At 36.6% G+C, this 14,172-nt stretch carries 12 protein-coding genes; 1 reads left to right on the forward strand and 11 read right to left on the reverse strand.

The window, feature by feature from the left end:
• Window positions 1-192 precede the first annotated feature (192 nt).
• The 4 genes from ACKVEV_RS05760 to ACKVEV_RS05775 form a co-directional block, all read right to left on the reverse strand.
• Window positions 193-1,335 carry an MFS transporter gene (locus ACKVEV_RS05760; RefSeq protein WP_409369453.1) on the reverse strand — a complete coding sequence of 381 codons (1,143 nt, stop codon included), beginning with the start codon at window positions 1,333-1,335 and terminating at the stop codon, window positions 193-195.
• Between the two features lie 226 nt (window positions 1,336-1,561).
• The gene (locus tag ACKVEV_RS05765) at window positions 1,562-3,541 is read right to left on the reverse strand and encodes a cation:proton antiporter (RefSeq protein WP_409369454.1); all 1,980 of its coding nucleotides are present in this window, start codon (window positions 3,539-3,541) and stop codon (window positions 1,562-1,564) included.
• A 303-nt stretch (window positions 3,542-3,844) separates the two neighbouring features.
• Window positions 3,845-4,174, reverse strand: a complete 330-nt coding sequence (locus ACKVEV_RS05770) for an enoyl-CoA hydratase (protein ID WP_409370510.1) — start codon at window positions 4,172-4,174, stop codon at window positions 3,845-3,847.
• Window positions 4,175-4,241: 67 nt separating this feature from the next.
• Window positions 4,242-4,439, reverse strand: a complete 198-nt coding sequence (locus ACKVEV_RS05775; RefSeq protein WP_409369455.1) for a hypothetical protein — start codon at window positions 4,437-4,439, stop codon at window positions 4,242-4,244.
• Between the two features lie 516 nt (window positions 4,440-4,955).
• Here ACKVEV_RS05775 and ACKVEV_RS05780 point away from each other — a divergent pair.
• Window positions 4,956-5,324, forward strand: a complete 369-nt coding sequence (locus ACKVEV_RS05780) for a hypothetical protein (protein ID WP_409369456.1) — start codon at window positions 4,956-4,958, stop codon at window positions 5,322-5,324.
• A 133-nt stretch (window positions 5,325-5,457) separates the two neighbouring features.
• Here the strand turns inward: ACKVEV_RS05780 and ACKVEV_RS05785 are convergent, their stop codons facing one another.
• The 7 genes from ACKVEV_RS05785 to ACKVEV_RS05815 form a co-directional block, all read right to left on the reverse strand.
• Window positions 5,458-6,558: a Ger(x)C family spore germination protein gene (locus ACKVEV_RS05785; RefSeq protein ID WP_409369457.1), complete on the reverse strand. Its 1,101-nt coding sequence runs from the start codon at window positions 6,556-6,558 to the stop codon at window positions 5,458-5,460.
• Window positions 6,558-7,652, reverse strand: coding sequence for a GerAB/ArcD/ProY family transporter (locus tag ACKVEV_RS05790; RefSeq protein WP_409369458.1), 1,095 nt, complete (start codon window positions 7,650-7,652; stop codon window positions 6,558-6,560). The genes ACKVEV_RS05785 and ACKVEV_RS05790 overlap by 1 nt, the downstream gene beginning before the upstream one ends.
• The gene (locus ACKVEV_RS05795) at window positions 7,649-9,004 is read right to left on the reverse strand and encodes a spore germination protein (RefSeq protein ID WP_409369459.1); all 1,356 of its coding nucleotides are present in this window, start codon (window positions 9,002-9,004) and stop codon (window positions 7,649-7,651) included. The genes ACKVEV_RS05790 and ACKVEV_RS05795 overlap by 4 nt, the downstream gene beginning before the upstream one ends.
• A 284-nt stretch (window positions 9,005-9,288) precedes the next feature.
• Window positions 9,289-9,927 (reverse strand): LysE family translocator, encoded by a 639-nt coding sequence (locus ACKVEV_RS05800; protein WP_409369460.1) that lies wholly within the window; start codon window positions 9,925-9,927, stop codon window positions 9,289-9,291.
• A 180-nt stretch (window positions 9,928-10,107) separates the two neighbouring features.
• The gene (locus ACKVEV_RS05805) at window positions 10,108-11,388 is read right to left on the reverse strand and encodes an MFS transporter (protein ID WP_409369461.1); all 1,281 of its coding nucleotides are present in this window, start codon (window positions 11,386-11,388) and stop codon (window positions 10,108-10,110) included.
• Between the two features lie 102 nt (window positions 11,389-11,490).
• Window positions 11,491-12,969, reverse strand: a complete 1,479-nt coding sequence (locus tag ACKVEV_RS05810; protein ID WP_409369462.1) for an aldehyde dehydrogenase family protein — start codon at window positions 12,967-12,969, stop codon at window positions 11,491-11,493.
• Between the two features lie 68 nt (window positions 12,970-13,037).
• The gene (locus ACKVEV_RS05815; RefSeq protein WP_409369463.1) at window positions 13,038-14,171 is read right to left on the reverse strand and encodes an acyl-CoA dehydrogenase family protein; all 1,134 of its coding nucleotides are present in this window, start codon (window positions 14,169-14,171) and stop codon (window positions 13,038-13,040) included.
• Window position 14,172: the final 1 nt, after the last annotated feature.

The following is a 14,172-nucleotide window of genomic DNA, read 5'->3' on the forward strand; positions in this document are numbered from 1 at the left end:
TGCATAACGTCAGGATGCTCGGGTAAGTTTAGCTGAGACTTTAAGAGAGAGGAATCACTGTAGCATTGTTGGTGATTATTCATTTTTGCATAATAGATTAAACTCGATATATTCCCTTCTTCACTTAAGAAATAAAAAACTCTAATTTTTCTACTTAGCATAGGAAAATCAGAGTTTAATATTCAAGAGTTTTTAGTTTCTTTGCAATTTAAAGGTTACGATGGCAACGATCAGTGCCATACAAGTAATTGTACCGCCAATTAGTGCATTTGTTTCGACTGCATAGGAGTCAATAATTGTGCCACCAATTGTTGTGCCTAAAGCCATCCCGATATGAGCACCAGAATTATTTAAACTTTGATGAACATCTGATGTCGTTGATGCACAAGAAACGATAAAACTTTGAATGGCTGGTTGAAGTGACCAACTTAGTAAGCTCCATAATAAAATTGCTCCAACGAAAAGTACAACAGAAAATTTAAATAGTGGTATTGCTACAATTGTTATTATAAATAAGGATAATACGGAAATAATCGTCCGTTTTGCACTAATACGATCAGTAAAATATCCACCTAACAAACTGCCGAGTATCGAAAATACTCCTATCAGTAAATACATAAGACTAAGAGATTTCTCAGACAGATGTAGCGTTGATTGAAGAAACGGTGTTAAATACGCATACAGCGTCATGTGACCTGTAAAAAACACGATAGAGATTGCGTGAATCAGTAAAATTTTTCTATCCTTGATCGCAGCAATTTGTGCTTTCAAAGGCAAATTCTTTTTAGGCTCAATTGTCCCTAAAGCAAGGAATACAATCAACATAAGCACCAATGTCAAAATGGCAATCAATAAAAACGGTGCTCTCCAACCAAATGCACTGCCTAACCATAAACTAAACGGAACACCGAATACGAGAGAAGCACTAACCCCCATTAACACAAGACCAATAGCTCGCGCTGTATAGGAATCATCGCTTATTTGAGAAGCGATTGTAATACACAATGAAACTAGCAGCGACGCACACATCGCTGATAAAATTCTCGCCGCCATTAGAAAAACAAACATATCACTTAACACAATGATCATATTTGATACAAAGAATATAAACAATACGATCAGAAATAATTTTTTTCGTTCCATCTTTGCTGTTAATGATAATAATATCGGGCCTGATATGGCAAAACTTAACGAAAACATGGAGATTAACGATCCAACTTGACCATACGAAATATTTAAATCTTCCGCAATAAGTGGAAGTAATCCTCCGATAACTAATTCAACTAGGCCTACTATAAACGTAATAATTGATAGTAAATAAATTCTTTTATCCATCTTTTCACTCCTAAACAACATAAAAAAGCAGCGCCCCTAAGTTAGTAGGAGGCGCTGCATTAAAACATTTTCTTTGTCAATTCGCTAACATGACGTCCAAAGTCATGTCGCCATATTTGATTAAAAAAAACAATAACATTTCGCCTTATTCAAAGTCAATCAAAATTTTAAAATTTCTGCAGAAAGCGACCTTATATTAAGTCGCATAGTGTGAACATCTTCCCTTTTACTCTTCTTCTTCAAGTAATATAACACTTTCTAAATTATTGACAAATCTCCTTAATTCTTTTGCTACTTCACCATTAATATTACCAGCTTGATACCATTCATTGATAAGGCTTCGTTGGGCTTCAATTGCAATTAAAGCTAAGTGTTCCTTTAATTCTTCCTGGTTGGAAGGGACCATTTTATTTGAAGCATATTGTAAGTGACGGTAATGCATTTCCAGTCTTTGCGCGATATCAGAAGGATAGTCTTTTGTTTCTCGAACATGTCTAATAATAGATGATGCCACATAATCGATTAATTCTTTTTTCGTATGATTAATGTGTTCAATAGCATTGGCAGGTAATTTGCTCAATTTCCGTTCACGTAAAAAATAGCGTAACCGACGTTTTAACAAAGTAAATGATCGGTTATTTAACGTATCTTTTCGTTCTTTAAGAATATAATTAACTTCACTTTGAGTTAATTGATTAAAACCATGCTCAGCCATATATTGATTGGTGTAATAGATTTCTAATTCCATCCCAAGTTTTCTAGCTTCCAAAATTCTTTGCTTATAGGTTTGAAGTGCTCCCTCTGACTGTTCCCGTTCAATATTTAATAACATGGCCTTATACTGATTGATTAAACTTAGCGCAATTGGCGCATTTTCTTCGACAGTTTCCAACTGAATACTATGAATGGCATGTTCGATCATTTTACGTTTTTCACGCATTAAATTTGTCTGCAGTGTTGGCTCTTGTGTACTTAATAACGGTAAAAATAGAGTAGCCATGATTAAAGTGAATAATATAACACCTGCAGCTAAGAACAACAGTAATTGTCTTTCTGGAAATAGTCCTCCACCATTTATGACTAGTGGTAATGATAGTATCCCTACCATCGTAATCGTCCCACGAACTCCTACAAGTGTTGTAATAATATGGTCTTTAAACGTTGATATGTCATTGTTTTTAAATCTTCTTTTATCCACTAAATTGAAAAACATCGTCCATAGAAAGCGGATGAACAAGACGATTAAACCAATTGCTAATACATATAAAATAAGCACACTATTGCGTATTTCCTCACTGACGAGAACAGAATTTGTTGCAGTAGGTAGCATCAATCCAAGTAAAATAAAAATAATTCCATTCAAAGTAAACGTCAATATTGACCATACGTGTTGGGTTACTACTTGTTCTTGTGCAATAATACTTTCTGCTTTTTCTTTTATAATGGAGGCGATAATTCCGCCTGCAACGACCGAAATGACACCGGATGCGTGAAACAGTTCTTCGGATAGGAAAAATAAGATAAAGGGTGTTAACACTTGTAGCAAGACGTAAAAGGTGACATCGACAATTCCGATACGACGGAGATGAAGACGAATCCAAAACAATGCGATAGCACCGAATACACCAATAAGTGCACCGATAAAGAACATGTAAAGAAAGTCAGTTGTTGCTGATTGGATAGAAAAATATCCAGTAACAATCGCTGCAACTGCATATTTAAAGGCGATTAATCCCGATGCATCGTTAATTAACGATTCCCCACGCACTAAATTCATTATGCGCTCCGGAATATGAACGCGTTTGGCGATCCCATTTACGGCAACTGGGTCAGTAGGCGATAAAATAGCCATTAATGCAAAGGCGGCCGCCAAAGGAATAGATGGAATCATCCAATGGACAAAAAGACCACCAAGAATCGTTGTTAATAATACGAGTAGGATAGCATTTCCTAAAATGGGTAATCGCATTTTCCATAATTGTTCACGTGGAAAATGTGCCCCATCATAATAAAGTAATGGTGCAATAAACAATAGTAAAAACCATTCTGATTCAATTTCAATTGTGAAGTTTTGGGCTACTAAAGCAACAATAATACCAACGGCAATTTGTATAAGCGCAATAGGAATGAATGGTATATAATGTGCTAGCACATTGGTAATTAATAATAATACAAGTAAAAATAAGATGGATATTAAGATTTCCATGGAAAGACCCCTTTTGTAAAAAATAGTATAGCAATCAAATCACCTTTACTTGTAATTTACCCATTTTTGCACTTCTCTAGCATGTGACTGTACAGACTTTATCTACTTCTTTATTATTTTGCAGCAAACGTTAAAGCTGAGATTATTGAAGTTATCAGCTCATTTATAAAACTGATAAAGCATTATTCTTTGATTTATATAAACTCCACTCTTCTAAGTCACCAATTGGCTGAAAAGAAGAGGGACCACTAGCTTTCGCTAACAGTCCCTCTTATCAGTTTCTTTATGGATTGGACAATACATTTAAAGAATAAAACCTGAAAAAGTCCCGACTAATACGTCTTTTCCATGCTGATTTTTGCAACGAAAAGACGTACTAATGGCCATTCTATTCTTCTCCGCCATTTCATATTTTTCAATAGTCATTTCACATATAATCGAATCCCCCGTAAAAACAGGTCTTAAAAATTCAAAATTCATTGTCCGAGCAAGCACATTATTGTCTCCGCCTATTTTAGTGGGCAATGTAGCCGTTAGCAAACCTTGGATGACCACTCTGCCTTGCTCATCAGGCGTTAGATGATGAATGCCTTGATCACCAGATAACGCGGTAAATAATTCAACATCAGCCATTGTAAAAATTCGTTCAAACGTGATGATATCGCCTACTTGTAACAACTACATCTCCCCTTATAACTGTTTAGCGACCAAATACCGTAATCAATAAACTAATTGCAATCAGACCATATCCTGTTTGAATGATAATGGAATGTGTGAATTCAGTTTTTGATAATTTTCTTTGTTTTTTTATTTTATCTAAATGTCGAAGATAAAATGAAGCACTAAAAATCAGTAAGACGATGGCAATGGAGCGTAAAATTTCCGCGAACAAAAACATGCAAATCCTCTCCTCCTTAGACGAATTTTTGAGCTGTGAAACATCTATTGCAGAAAATACTGTTACTACAGTTGTTACCAATCTTCTCCATTTTCTCATAACTACTGTTTGAAAACTACTATCGATTTGCTTTTAATTCTTATTTCCGGTTCTCCCCGCTTCAAGCATGCTTTAAAGCTACTTGGCGATCGACTCTAAGACAATTTTATGTCCCTTACAATAGATGAAGACTTTATTTTTATCAAGATTATTCGTGTTTTCGAACAAAGGTATTGTATCCAGTCGGTGAGAGAATCGCATTTACTTGTTTAAAATACGAACGATTATGTCATTTTATGATAAAATAGTTCGTCTAAATAATTTTCAACTTGCCATTTGAGTATTCGGGCATCCTCTTGCATAAGCATTTTTTGGAAATTTCACGATGTTTTGTTTTATGTGAAAGAGTAAAATAGACAGATAGAGATATATTTACAAACTAACATGAGGTGATAAAAAGTGAAGATGAGATGCCTTTTGATTTTCTTACTAAGTTCGCTGCTATTAGTAGCTTGTAACGAGGATAAAGCACAAACAAAAACGATAGAAATTCAACAATTAATTAATTTTGAAGAAGTACAACCCGATACACGCCAAACAATAACCGATGCAAAGGACATTAAAGTGATAGAGCAAACATTTAACAAGGCTAGAAAATTTGGTGAAGTAGATAATGAAATCGTTCCGCAATACAAGATTAAAATAGATGACAGTGAATACTACTTATGGATAGACCAGACAAATACAGGAACAATAGCGAATGTCAATAGTCGCAATATGTTTTACAATATCCTTGCGAACGATCAATTTAAAGAAGCTATTCATTTCCCTGAGCCAAATCAATAGTATCTTTAAACAAGTCATGACATTTCATCAATCGTTAACCATTATCTCTCCCCGCTTCAATCGTTCTTTCAAGGTTCGGTGCAATTTAAAAGAAGTACCAGTCCTAATTTGGGAGTGGCACTTCTTTCATCACTTAATCAATGGTTCCTGTACTCTTCAAATCAACGTCAACCGTTACTTCTATCGGTAATGTCGGATAGGCTTGTTCCCACTTCTGTAGCGTATCTTTATGGTGGAGTTGCATTGTTCGATACCGAAGGCCAAATCCAAAAGGATCGAGATTTTCTTTTTGAATAGTTGTAAACATTTTCTCAAATTCCTTTGTTAACCCTTGTGAAGCCATCTTATTATAGTCTTGCAAATTATCTATTATTAAAGTCTTATTGGACTGATTAATGACGCCAGACATCGCCACATTTATTTTGATAGAGGTCGGTTGGTCATTCTCTGTTTCAATTTTGTATTTCATCTTAGTAGTCGTCATCTTTAACAGTAATTTATAACCATTACTGTCAAGTTTAAAACTATAGCCAGCCACACTGTTATAAAGCGTATTAAAAGCTTGTGTATAGCTAGATGACAGTTCAAATGTTTTGCCCTTTTGACTGATCATTATAACTTTATTAACGATTAATTGCGTACCTTTATCGTTAACCTCGACTATCGGTACAACGGCATCAATACCTTTACTGTAAAAACTCCTTCTAATTTCAAATAAATAAGCAGACACCACATAAGGACTATCGTTGCCTGTTTCACCAAAAAACTTGGTGAGAGGAGAAGCGACGACTGATTCCCCTTTTGGTAATGTTCGTAATACCTCTTCAGCTGAATTTCTAGCAGCCCCGATATAGGCAATGGATTGGATATCACCTCGACGAAATAAATAATCCATAAAATCCTTTAAATTATCTTTTAAAAGGGCTTCGTTCACTAAGATAACTTTCGCATGCCCAAACTCTAATACTTTATCTGTATGCGTCTCTAATATTTGAATAATTTCACCGATACTGTCTCCTTCATGCACTAAAAATTGATAACTTGTTTCACCCTTTTGTTTGACGGAAACAGGGATTGCTAATTTTAATGTGACTTTATATGTGCCATCTTCCTTGTCCGATGGATCTATGCCAATACCTGTAACAAATACACGATTGTCGATATCTTTAAATCCACAGCCTGTAAGAAAGCTCATAATGACTACCATGAGAACGAAAGACTTTATTTTTGCCATTATCCTCTGAGCCTCCGTTTAGCAATGAGTAAACTGACAATTAAAACACTATAAAAAATGGGTAATAAATCGTAAAAATACATCGATACTTTCACTAATTGAAATTCATTAATTCGTCGTGTGACAACGATCGCAAATAAACCGAATAATAGTACAAATAAATAGGAGGTAATGCTTTTTTCCTTCTGTGTAAATTTTTTAAAATGAAAGATGCTTTCAAATAATTTTAACGACACATACCAATGTATTAAGAGACTAATAAAGGCAACGCCTATAAATACAATCACAAAAAGGAACGTCAGTCGTTCAATAATGGAATATTTCATTCGTACTGAATCACTCGTAGTAACCCATGGAAAAGTAAGATTTTCAATTTGTTCAAAACCATTAAAGCCAATCGGGATAAAATAAGTTGTAAATAACGTAAAAGTACCGACGAATGTTAATATTGCAATTTGCTTTAATCCGACTTTCTTCTTAATCTTTATATATTTATTAAAAATAATGATGTTGACAGCGCCAATAAAAACGTAAGTGGATGCTGAGAACGTATGATAACTTGGAAGTACATTCATATACGTTATCGCTACTTTGACAAAGTCCCATTCTAATTTTGGATCAGTATAAATTTTAACAATCAAGAAGAAAATGACGGGCAAAAATATGATTAATACTAACTCAGTTATATAAAGAATACTTCTTTCTTTCATTAACAGACCAAAGGAAATAATGAACAAAAATGCAAGGGTCGTCACGATAATGGACGTCTCATATGACAAAAATGTATTAAAAAGTAAGACATAGGTTGTCAAAGTAATAAGACCTGCAGCATACCAAGACAGTGCGAAATATAATAATATCGGGTAATAAAACCACTTTGAAGTACTCTTCTTTAAAATTTCAGGAAAGGTCATATGGGGAAAATGGCGAAATAAGTTAATGACAATAACCGTCAGCAAAACGCCAGTAAGTACTGCTATTATCATCGACAGTATGACGCCATTCTCGCTTTCCCTCATTAAAATTCTAGGCACAGATGCTATCAGGTTTGTTACCATCGTGACAATGATAAAATAATATAAATAGCGGCTCATCCTTTTGATTGCACCTCTATTTCCTCCCTATCTCCCTTCCAATACATCTTTAGATAAGGTATACCAAAGCTTCTTTTATTCACTAAAAACATTAACAGTCCCAGCGATCCTAAAATGAGCCCTAGCATGCCAAATAATGTCGTATAAATAACTAATAAATAGCGACAAATACGAATCGAAAAGCTCATTTCAGTAATAGGAATAACAAAGCTTGTAATGGCAACAGCCGATACGATGATAATCATAATATTAGAGGCTAATGTAGCTTCCGTTACAGCAGTCCCTAAAATAAGTCCGCCGACTGTCGTCGCTGTGGCACTTATAGCTTTAGGCAAACGAATACTGGCTTCCGTTAGAAATTCCATAAAGATAAGCATAAATATCACTTCGATAAAAGATGGATACGGGACGCCTACTCGACTTCCTGCTACCGTCAGTGCCAATTCTGTTCTCGGGATATCCGGCGTAAAGGATGTAATCGCAACATACATCGAAGGTAAGATTAAGCAGATGAATAAACCGATATATCGGAGAATCAATGTAAAGGTTGTAATCCAATAAGTATGATAATTATCTTCCATCGAAACCATAAAATCATAAAAGACGACCGGTGCAATTAAAGCATGTGGACTTCCGTTTAACAAAATGACCACTTTACCCGCCGCAAGATTATAGGCAATTCGGTCAGGTCGTTCCGTCAAAATAGTTATTGGAAATAGAGAGAATCTTGATTTATTTAAATAAAGCTGTAATTCACCAGTAGATTGAATAAGAGGCGCTTCTAAATTTTTTAATTGTTCTTTCACATTTTGAAGGACAGATTGTTTTACAGTCTTTGCATCGTACATGATGACCAATGACTGGTGAGAGATGCCTTCAAATGGTTGTGTCTCAAACGTTAATGTAGGTTCATGATAACGTTGGCGCATAATATTTAAATTTGTCTCAATATCTTCACTTAAAGCTGTTTGAGGTCCATATACAGTAGGTTCAATGACCGTTTGATGTAAAGCAAGGACATTAACTAATCGTATATCTAGCAAATAATACTGCTCACCAATTGCTAATAGGACAAAACCTTTCGTAATTTCAATTAAAAGTGCTTGCCCTTCTTTCATAGGAGATAGATTAGGTAATGATTCGATATAGGAAGAAAAACTTTTGTTAGATTTCATATCAAAAAAAGGTTTGATTAACAACTCATGCAACTTGGCACTATCTATTGCTGATTTTAAATACAAAATAAATACGGTATGCTCTTCGATTTGTAGTGGCGTTAAGTTCGTGTCATCTGAACCGGCAAACTTTTCAGCTACCTCTATCATTAATGGAGGAAAACTTAACTCATCCAAACGTCTTACACCTCCATTTTCGTATCGTTTTAGTATAAATAGGATAACCGTATGCACTTTATACTAAACGTTGTATACGCCTATCTATTTCGTTAATTTAATATTTTATTGGTAGTTGGTAGATGCGAAGGCTTTTCATGTTTGTTAGAGTCGTTTAGAAGCAGTCCCACTCTATTTGGAATAACGTATACTTCTCTATAATAGTGATAGTTATTTTAAGCGCCGTAAAACTTTATAAAAGGAACAGGCAGAAATGCTAGTTACACAACATTTCTGCCTGTTCCTTATGATTTAGATGGAGTGGCTAAGGTGGACAATAAGCCTAGCGCAATATATAAAGTACCTGTAAGTCGATCTTGTAATTTGGCATTCACTTTTTTGCCTAGAAGTCGCTTTTTAATAGTCACTGCAAGTATAGCGTAAAGGCTATCACTCATTAATGCGAGGAGGATAAAAAGCGTTCCTAAAGTCATAAATTGTCCCGTGACCGAACCGGCAGAAGGTGAGATAAATTGTGGGAAGAAGGCGAGGAAAAAGAGCGCTGTCTTCGGATTCATCGCTTCTACGATGGCAGATTGATAAAAAATCTTTATTAATTTCTTGTGCGAATCTTGTGGCATAGCTGAAAGCTCATTGTCAGAAGCAGAAATGAATGTTTTACAACCTAAATAAATAAGATACGCAGCACCTATGTATTTGACGATATTGAAAGCCGTTGCTGATGTCATAAGAACTGCCGACACACCTATTGCACCAGCTAACACATGAATTGCACCACCTAGGGAAACGCCGAGGACAGATACGAGACCGGCTTTTTTTCCTTGATTGATGCTTCTTGCCATAATGTAAAACACAGCTGGCCCAGGAATCATTAACAACGTCAAAGCTGCTATAATAAATAACCAAATTGTAGAAAATTCCATATAATGTTACTCCTTTTTGCTAAGATGATCGCTATAAAAACTATAGCTGATAAAAAATCATATGGTATGAATAGATGAAAAGAAAGGTACAATATTGAACAAATCTCCATGTCAGTTCGCATTTTAGCTCTATAATAAAAAAGAAAGACTCCCTATTTGGAATCTTTCTCATGAACGCTATTAAATCCCTTCCATACTTTCCTCTAAAGGTACTTCTTCAACATTTACAACGTTTTTCTTTTTCATCCCATTCGCGATGAAAATACTAAGCATGCTAATGATAAATAATGCTAAAAAGATGATCCAAGCCACTTTGTAGCTTTGTGTAAGATCATATATTAAACCAGAAACGATGACACCGAGTGAACTTGTTGCTACAAAGAATACTTGCACAAAGCCAAAAATGGCACCGAAATCTTTTTTGCCAAACAAATCATCTGTCATAAACGGAGGGCCAATAGACGAAATCACAATGCTAAATCCATACGCAATCGCGAAAATGAACGCAAAACTTTTTGCATTGGCCATTAGCAATGACAGCATCGCGATCGTCATGCAAACGCCTACAAACAGCACGCCACCCTTCGTTTTAAATTTATCGAAAATCGCACCAAGAATAAGCTTTCCTACCGTATTGGATAATGACAATAGCCCAAAAATTGTTCCTGCAAATAGCGCAGGATGACCAATATCAATCAAATAAGCAGGAATATGCATTTGGACCCCACCCGCAACAAGAGCAAAGCAAACAACACCGAAGATAAAGAGCCAAAACATGCCTGACTTTTTCGCCTCTGCCAATGTGACACCTGATTGAGGGGTGTTGGCTTGTCTTTCTTCCATACGATCTGCACCAAGCGCAATCGTTCCTTTGTCAGCAGGCCTTTTTTTCGTAAACAACAAAATGAGTGGTAATGATATGACAATAATTAATACGCCTGCAATAACATACGTTGTGCGCCAACCGTAAGTGGAAATCAACGTCGTTAAAATGGGGCTAAGGGCAGCTGTACCGATACCTGAACCAGCAAATGCTAAGCCCATAGCTAGCCCCTTTTTTTCATAAAACCAATTGGTTAGCATAATGGAAATCGGTATATTGGAAAAGCCCGCAACACTGACCCCAACACAAAATGCGATGATAGCAAAATGTACAGGAGATTGTGCAAAAGAGTACAGCATAAAACCACACCCTGCTAGGATGATACAGACTGACATAATGACCTTCATATTCCCTTTCATCAGTAGCTTGCCCATAAATGGAGAGGCTAGTGCAATGCCTAGCCCACCGACTGAAAGAACAATGGAAAACGTCGTTCGAGACATGCCTAATTCGCTTGTTACTGGTACAAGAAATAAACTATGCAGAGAATTTACGATAGAAAATGCCGAAAACATAATTAAGAAGCTTGTTAAAACAATATACCAACCATAAAAAACACCTTTATTTGCTTGTGGCATACTATTCCTCATTTCAACTTGTATTTGTATTTACAAAAAGGAATCACTCCAATAATTTCAATATTATGGAGTGATTCTTTTTACGACTTCTTATTTTTTAGTTTAGTCAATGTGAATATAGCATGTTTTTTCACGTGTGAATTCCAAAACAGAATCCGTACCAAAGCCACTTGATTTTTGCCCACCAAATGGCAGTTCCGTTCCGACGATGCGATATGTGTTGACCCAGACATTACCTGATTCAATTGAACGGATCATGCGATGTGCGCGATTTAAATCAGAAGTCCAAACGCCGGCACCTAAGCCAAATGTTGTATCATTCGCAATGGCTAGCGCCTCTTCTTCCGTATCAAATGGAATTACTACTGCAACTGGTCCAAAAATCTCTTCTTGGCAAACTTGCAAATTATTACTATTCACTTTTAATAAAGTTGGTTCGATCCAATAGCCTTCTGCAAACTTTTCTTGTCCTGGTAACAGATTTGGTCCACCATAGCGACCGCCAACAATCACTTGTCCACCCTCTTGTTGTCCACTTTCGATATAGGAACAAATCTTTTTAAATTGCATTTCATTGGCAACAGGTCCAAAAGACGTTTGACTGTCTAAAGTGTCTCCAAATTGAATATGTGTTGCAATTTCTTCTTTCATCAGTTCAATCATTTTGTCAAAGACAGAACGTTGGATTAAGATACGGGAACCTCCGCAACATAGTTGTCCCGCATTCCCAGTGAAAATACCATTGACCGTGACGCCATTTGCCGCTTTCGCTAAATCTGCATCTTCGAATACAATATTTGGTGACTTTCCACCTAACTCAAAAACCATTGGTTTAGGATTGTCCGCTGTAGATTGGGCAATTGCCTTCGCTGTTCTTCCTGAACCTGTTAAGCTCACTTTATTAACACCTGGATGACGAACGAGTGCATCACCCACTTCAGCACCTGTACCAGAAATTACATTCAACACGCCTGGTGGTAAAATATTTTGGATAATCTCACCGTAGCGAAGAGATGCCACTGAAGCTAACTCAGAAGGCTTTATAATAACTGTGTTCCCACCTGCAAGTGCTGCAGCGGCTTTCACTGTAAATGTCCATAACGTAGAATTCCAAGGAATAATGCCTACTACAACACCTACTGGTTCACGCAATGTAAATCCAAGCGTGTTTGGGCCAATTTGTTCTGTTTGCCCTTTGCTGCCAACCTTTATTGCAGCTGCTGCGGCATCATACCACATTTTCGTTATTTCAGGAATAATGCCGTACTTCATTTCTCGAATAACCCAACCGTTATCTTTCGTTTCAATTTCCGCTAACTCATCACCATATTGTGCAATGCTATCGCCAATACGTCGTAAATAATTCGCTCTTTCAGTAGCAGTCAGTGCTGCCCAACTTGGAAAGGCAGTTCTAGCAGCAGTTACTGTTGCTTCTACATCTTCGACATTACTAGAAGGGATTGTCGCCCAAACCTTCCCGGTTGCTGGATCATAACAATCCATTTTTTCTCCTGAAGCTGAAGGAATTACGTTACCGTTAATGACATTTTGATAATCTTTTAAATTATTTAATGTTTTCAAAGTCTGTCCCCATCCTTTCAAATGTAAAAGCTAACTTTATTTAAGACGCAATATTATTTTGTGTAGCACTACCAACCTAAAGCGACGGCAGCTTGCTCATAATATTGCTGTGTACTACCTAGGTAATTTTCATAGAAGCGTGCTCTTTTTACATATAAATGGCAATCAATTTCTTCTGTAAAACCGATTCCCCCATGAATTTGAATATTTTGCGAAGCCACTTTAATAAAGGCTTCTGTTGCAAATAAACGAGCGCTGGAAACCGCTTCTACTTTATCAGCAGCATCACTTTCGATCGCCCAGTTGGCATAATAAGCTAATGAACGAGCTGTTTCTAAATCCATTTTCATATCGACTAGTCGATGTTTAATCGCTTGGAATCTGCCAATTGGTTGATTAAACTGTTCGCGAATATTGGCATATTCAACCGCTGTTTCTACAATTTTTTCCATACTGCCGACAATTGTAGAGCAAAGCGCTGCATTAAATGATAATAAGCCTTCTTGCAAAGCGTCCCAGCCTTGGTGAACAGTGCCCACAATTTGCTGGCTTGATACTTGCACATGATGGAATGTCACTTCTGCAAGCAAACGCGTTTCATCTATATTTTTTTGAGGTTGCACTTGCAATGCCTCATCACAATCCACGATGACTAATGAGATGCCTTCTGTACCTTTTCCTTCTGCAGTACGCACTAGCACAAGCAAGCTATTTGCAAGCTCGACATCAGGCACTAATGCTTTGACACCATTCAATGTAAGTACATCTCCGTCTAATGTGCCATGTAGTTGCACATTAGACGGCTTGTAATTGCCACCTGGCTCTAACCAGGCAATCGTAAACGTATGCTCACCACTTGCAATGGCCGATAAATATTTCGCTTTTTGTTCCTCTGTACCAAATTTCTCCAATAGTGGGACAACTAAAGCATTCGTTTCTAAAAATAAACCTGGCAGTAATGCGCGTCCTGTTTCTTCTAAAATCGGAACTAAATCTAACTGACCGAGCCCCATTCCACCGTACGCATCGGAAACATTAACACTGGCACAGCCAAGTTCAGCTAATCCCGCATACAGCCCCTGAAATGAGCTTGTATTGCCTTCAGTAAATTCGCGCGCTACTTTTGTTTGTCCGACATCATCTAAATATTTGCGTACATAGTTGCGAAACATTTCTTGTTCTTGATTTAACGAAAAATCCATA

The sequence above is a fragment of the Lysinibacillus sp. 38-6 genome (assembly GCF_046245175.1).
GTDB lineage: Bacteria > Bacillota > Bacilli > Bacillales_A > Planococcaceae > Lysinibacillus.

Bases quoted from the DNA above. Each gene is read 5' to 3' on its own strand.
- ACKVEV_RS05760 (WP_409369453.1), bottom strand. From the start codon at position 1,335: ATGGATAAAAGAATTTATTTACTATCAATTATTACGTTTATAGTAGGC.
- ACKVEV_RS05765 (WP_409369454.1), bottom strand. From the start codon at position 3,541: ATGGAAATCTTAATATCCATCTTATTTTTACTTGTATTATTATTAATT.
- ACKVEV_RS05770 (WP_409370510.1), bottom strand. From the start codon at position 4,174: ATGGCTGATGTTGAATTATTTACCGCGTTATCTGGTGATCAAGGCATT.
- ACKVEV_RS05775 (WP_409369455.1), bottom strand. From the start codon at position 4,439: ATGTTTTTGTTCGCGGAAATTTTACGCTCCATTGCCATCGTCTTACTG.
- ACKVEV_RS05785 (WP_409369457.1), bottom strand. From the start codon at position 6,558: ATGGCAAAAATAAAGTCTTTCGTTCTCATGGTAGTCATTATGAGCTTT.
- ACKVEV_RS05790 (WP_409369458.1), bottom strand. From the start codon at position 7,652: ATGAGCCGCTATTTATATTATTTTATCATTGTCACGATGGTAACAAAC.
- ACKVEV_RS05800 (WP_409369460.1), bottom strand. From the start codon at position 9,927: ATGGAATTTTCTACAATTTGGTTATTTATTATAGCAGCTTTGACGTTG.
- ACKVEV_RS05805 (WP_409369461.1), bottom strand. From the start codon at position 11,388: ATGCCACAAGCAAATAAAGGTGTTTTTTATGGTTGGTATATTGTTTTA.
- ACKVEV_RS05815 (WP_409369463.1), bottom strand. From the start codon at position 14,171: ATGGATTTTTCGTTAAATCAAGAACAAGAAATGTTTCGCAACTATGTA.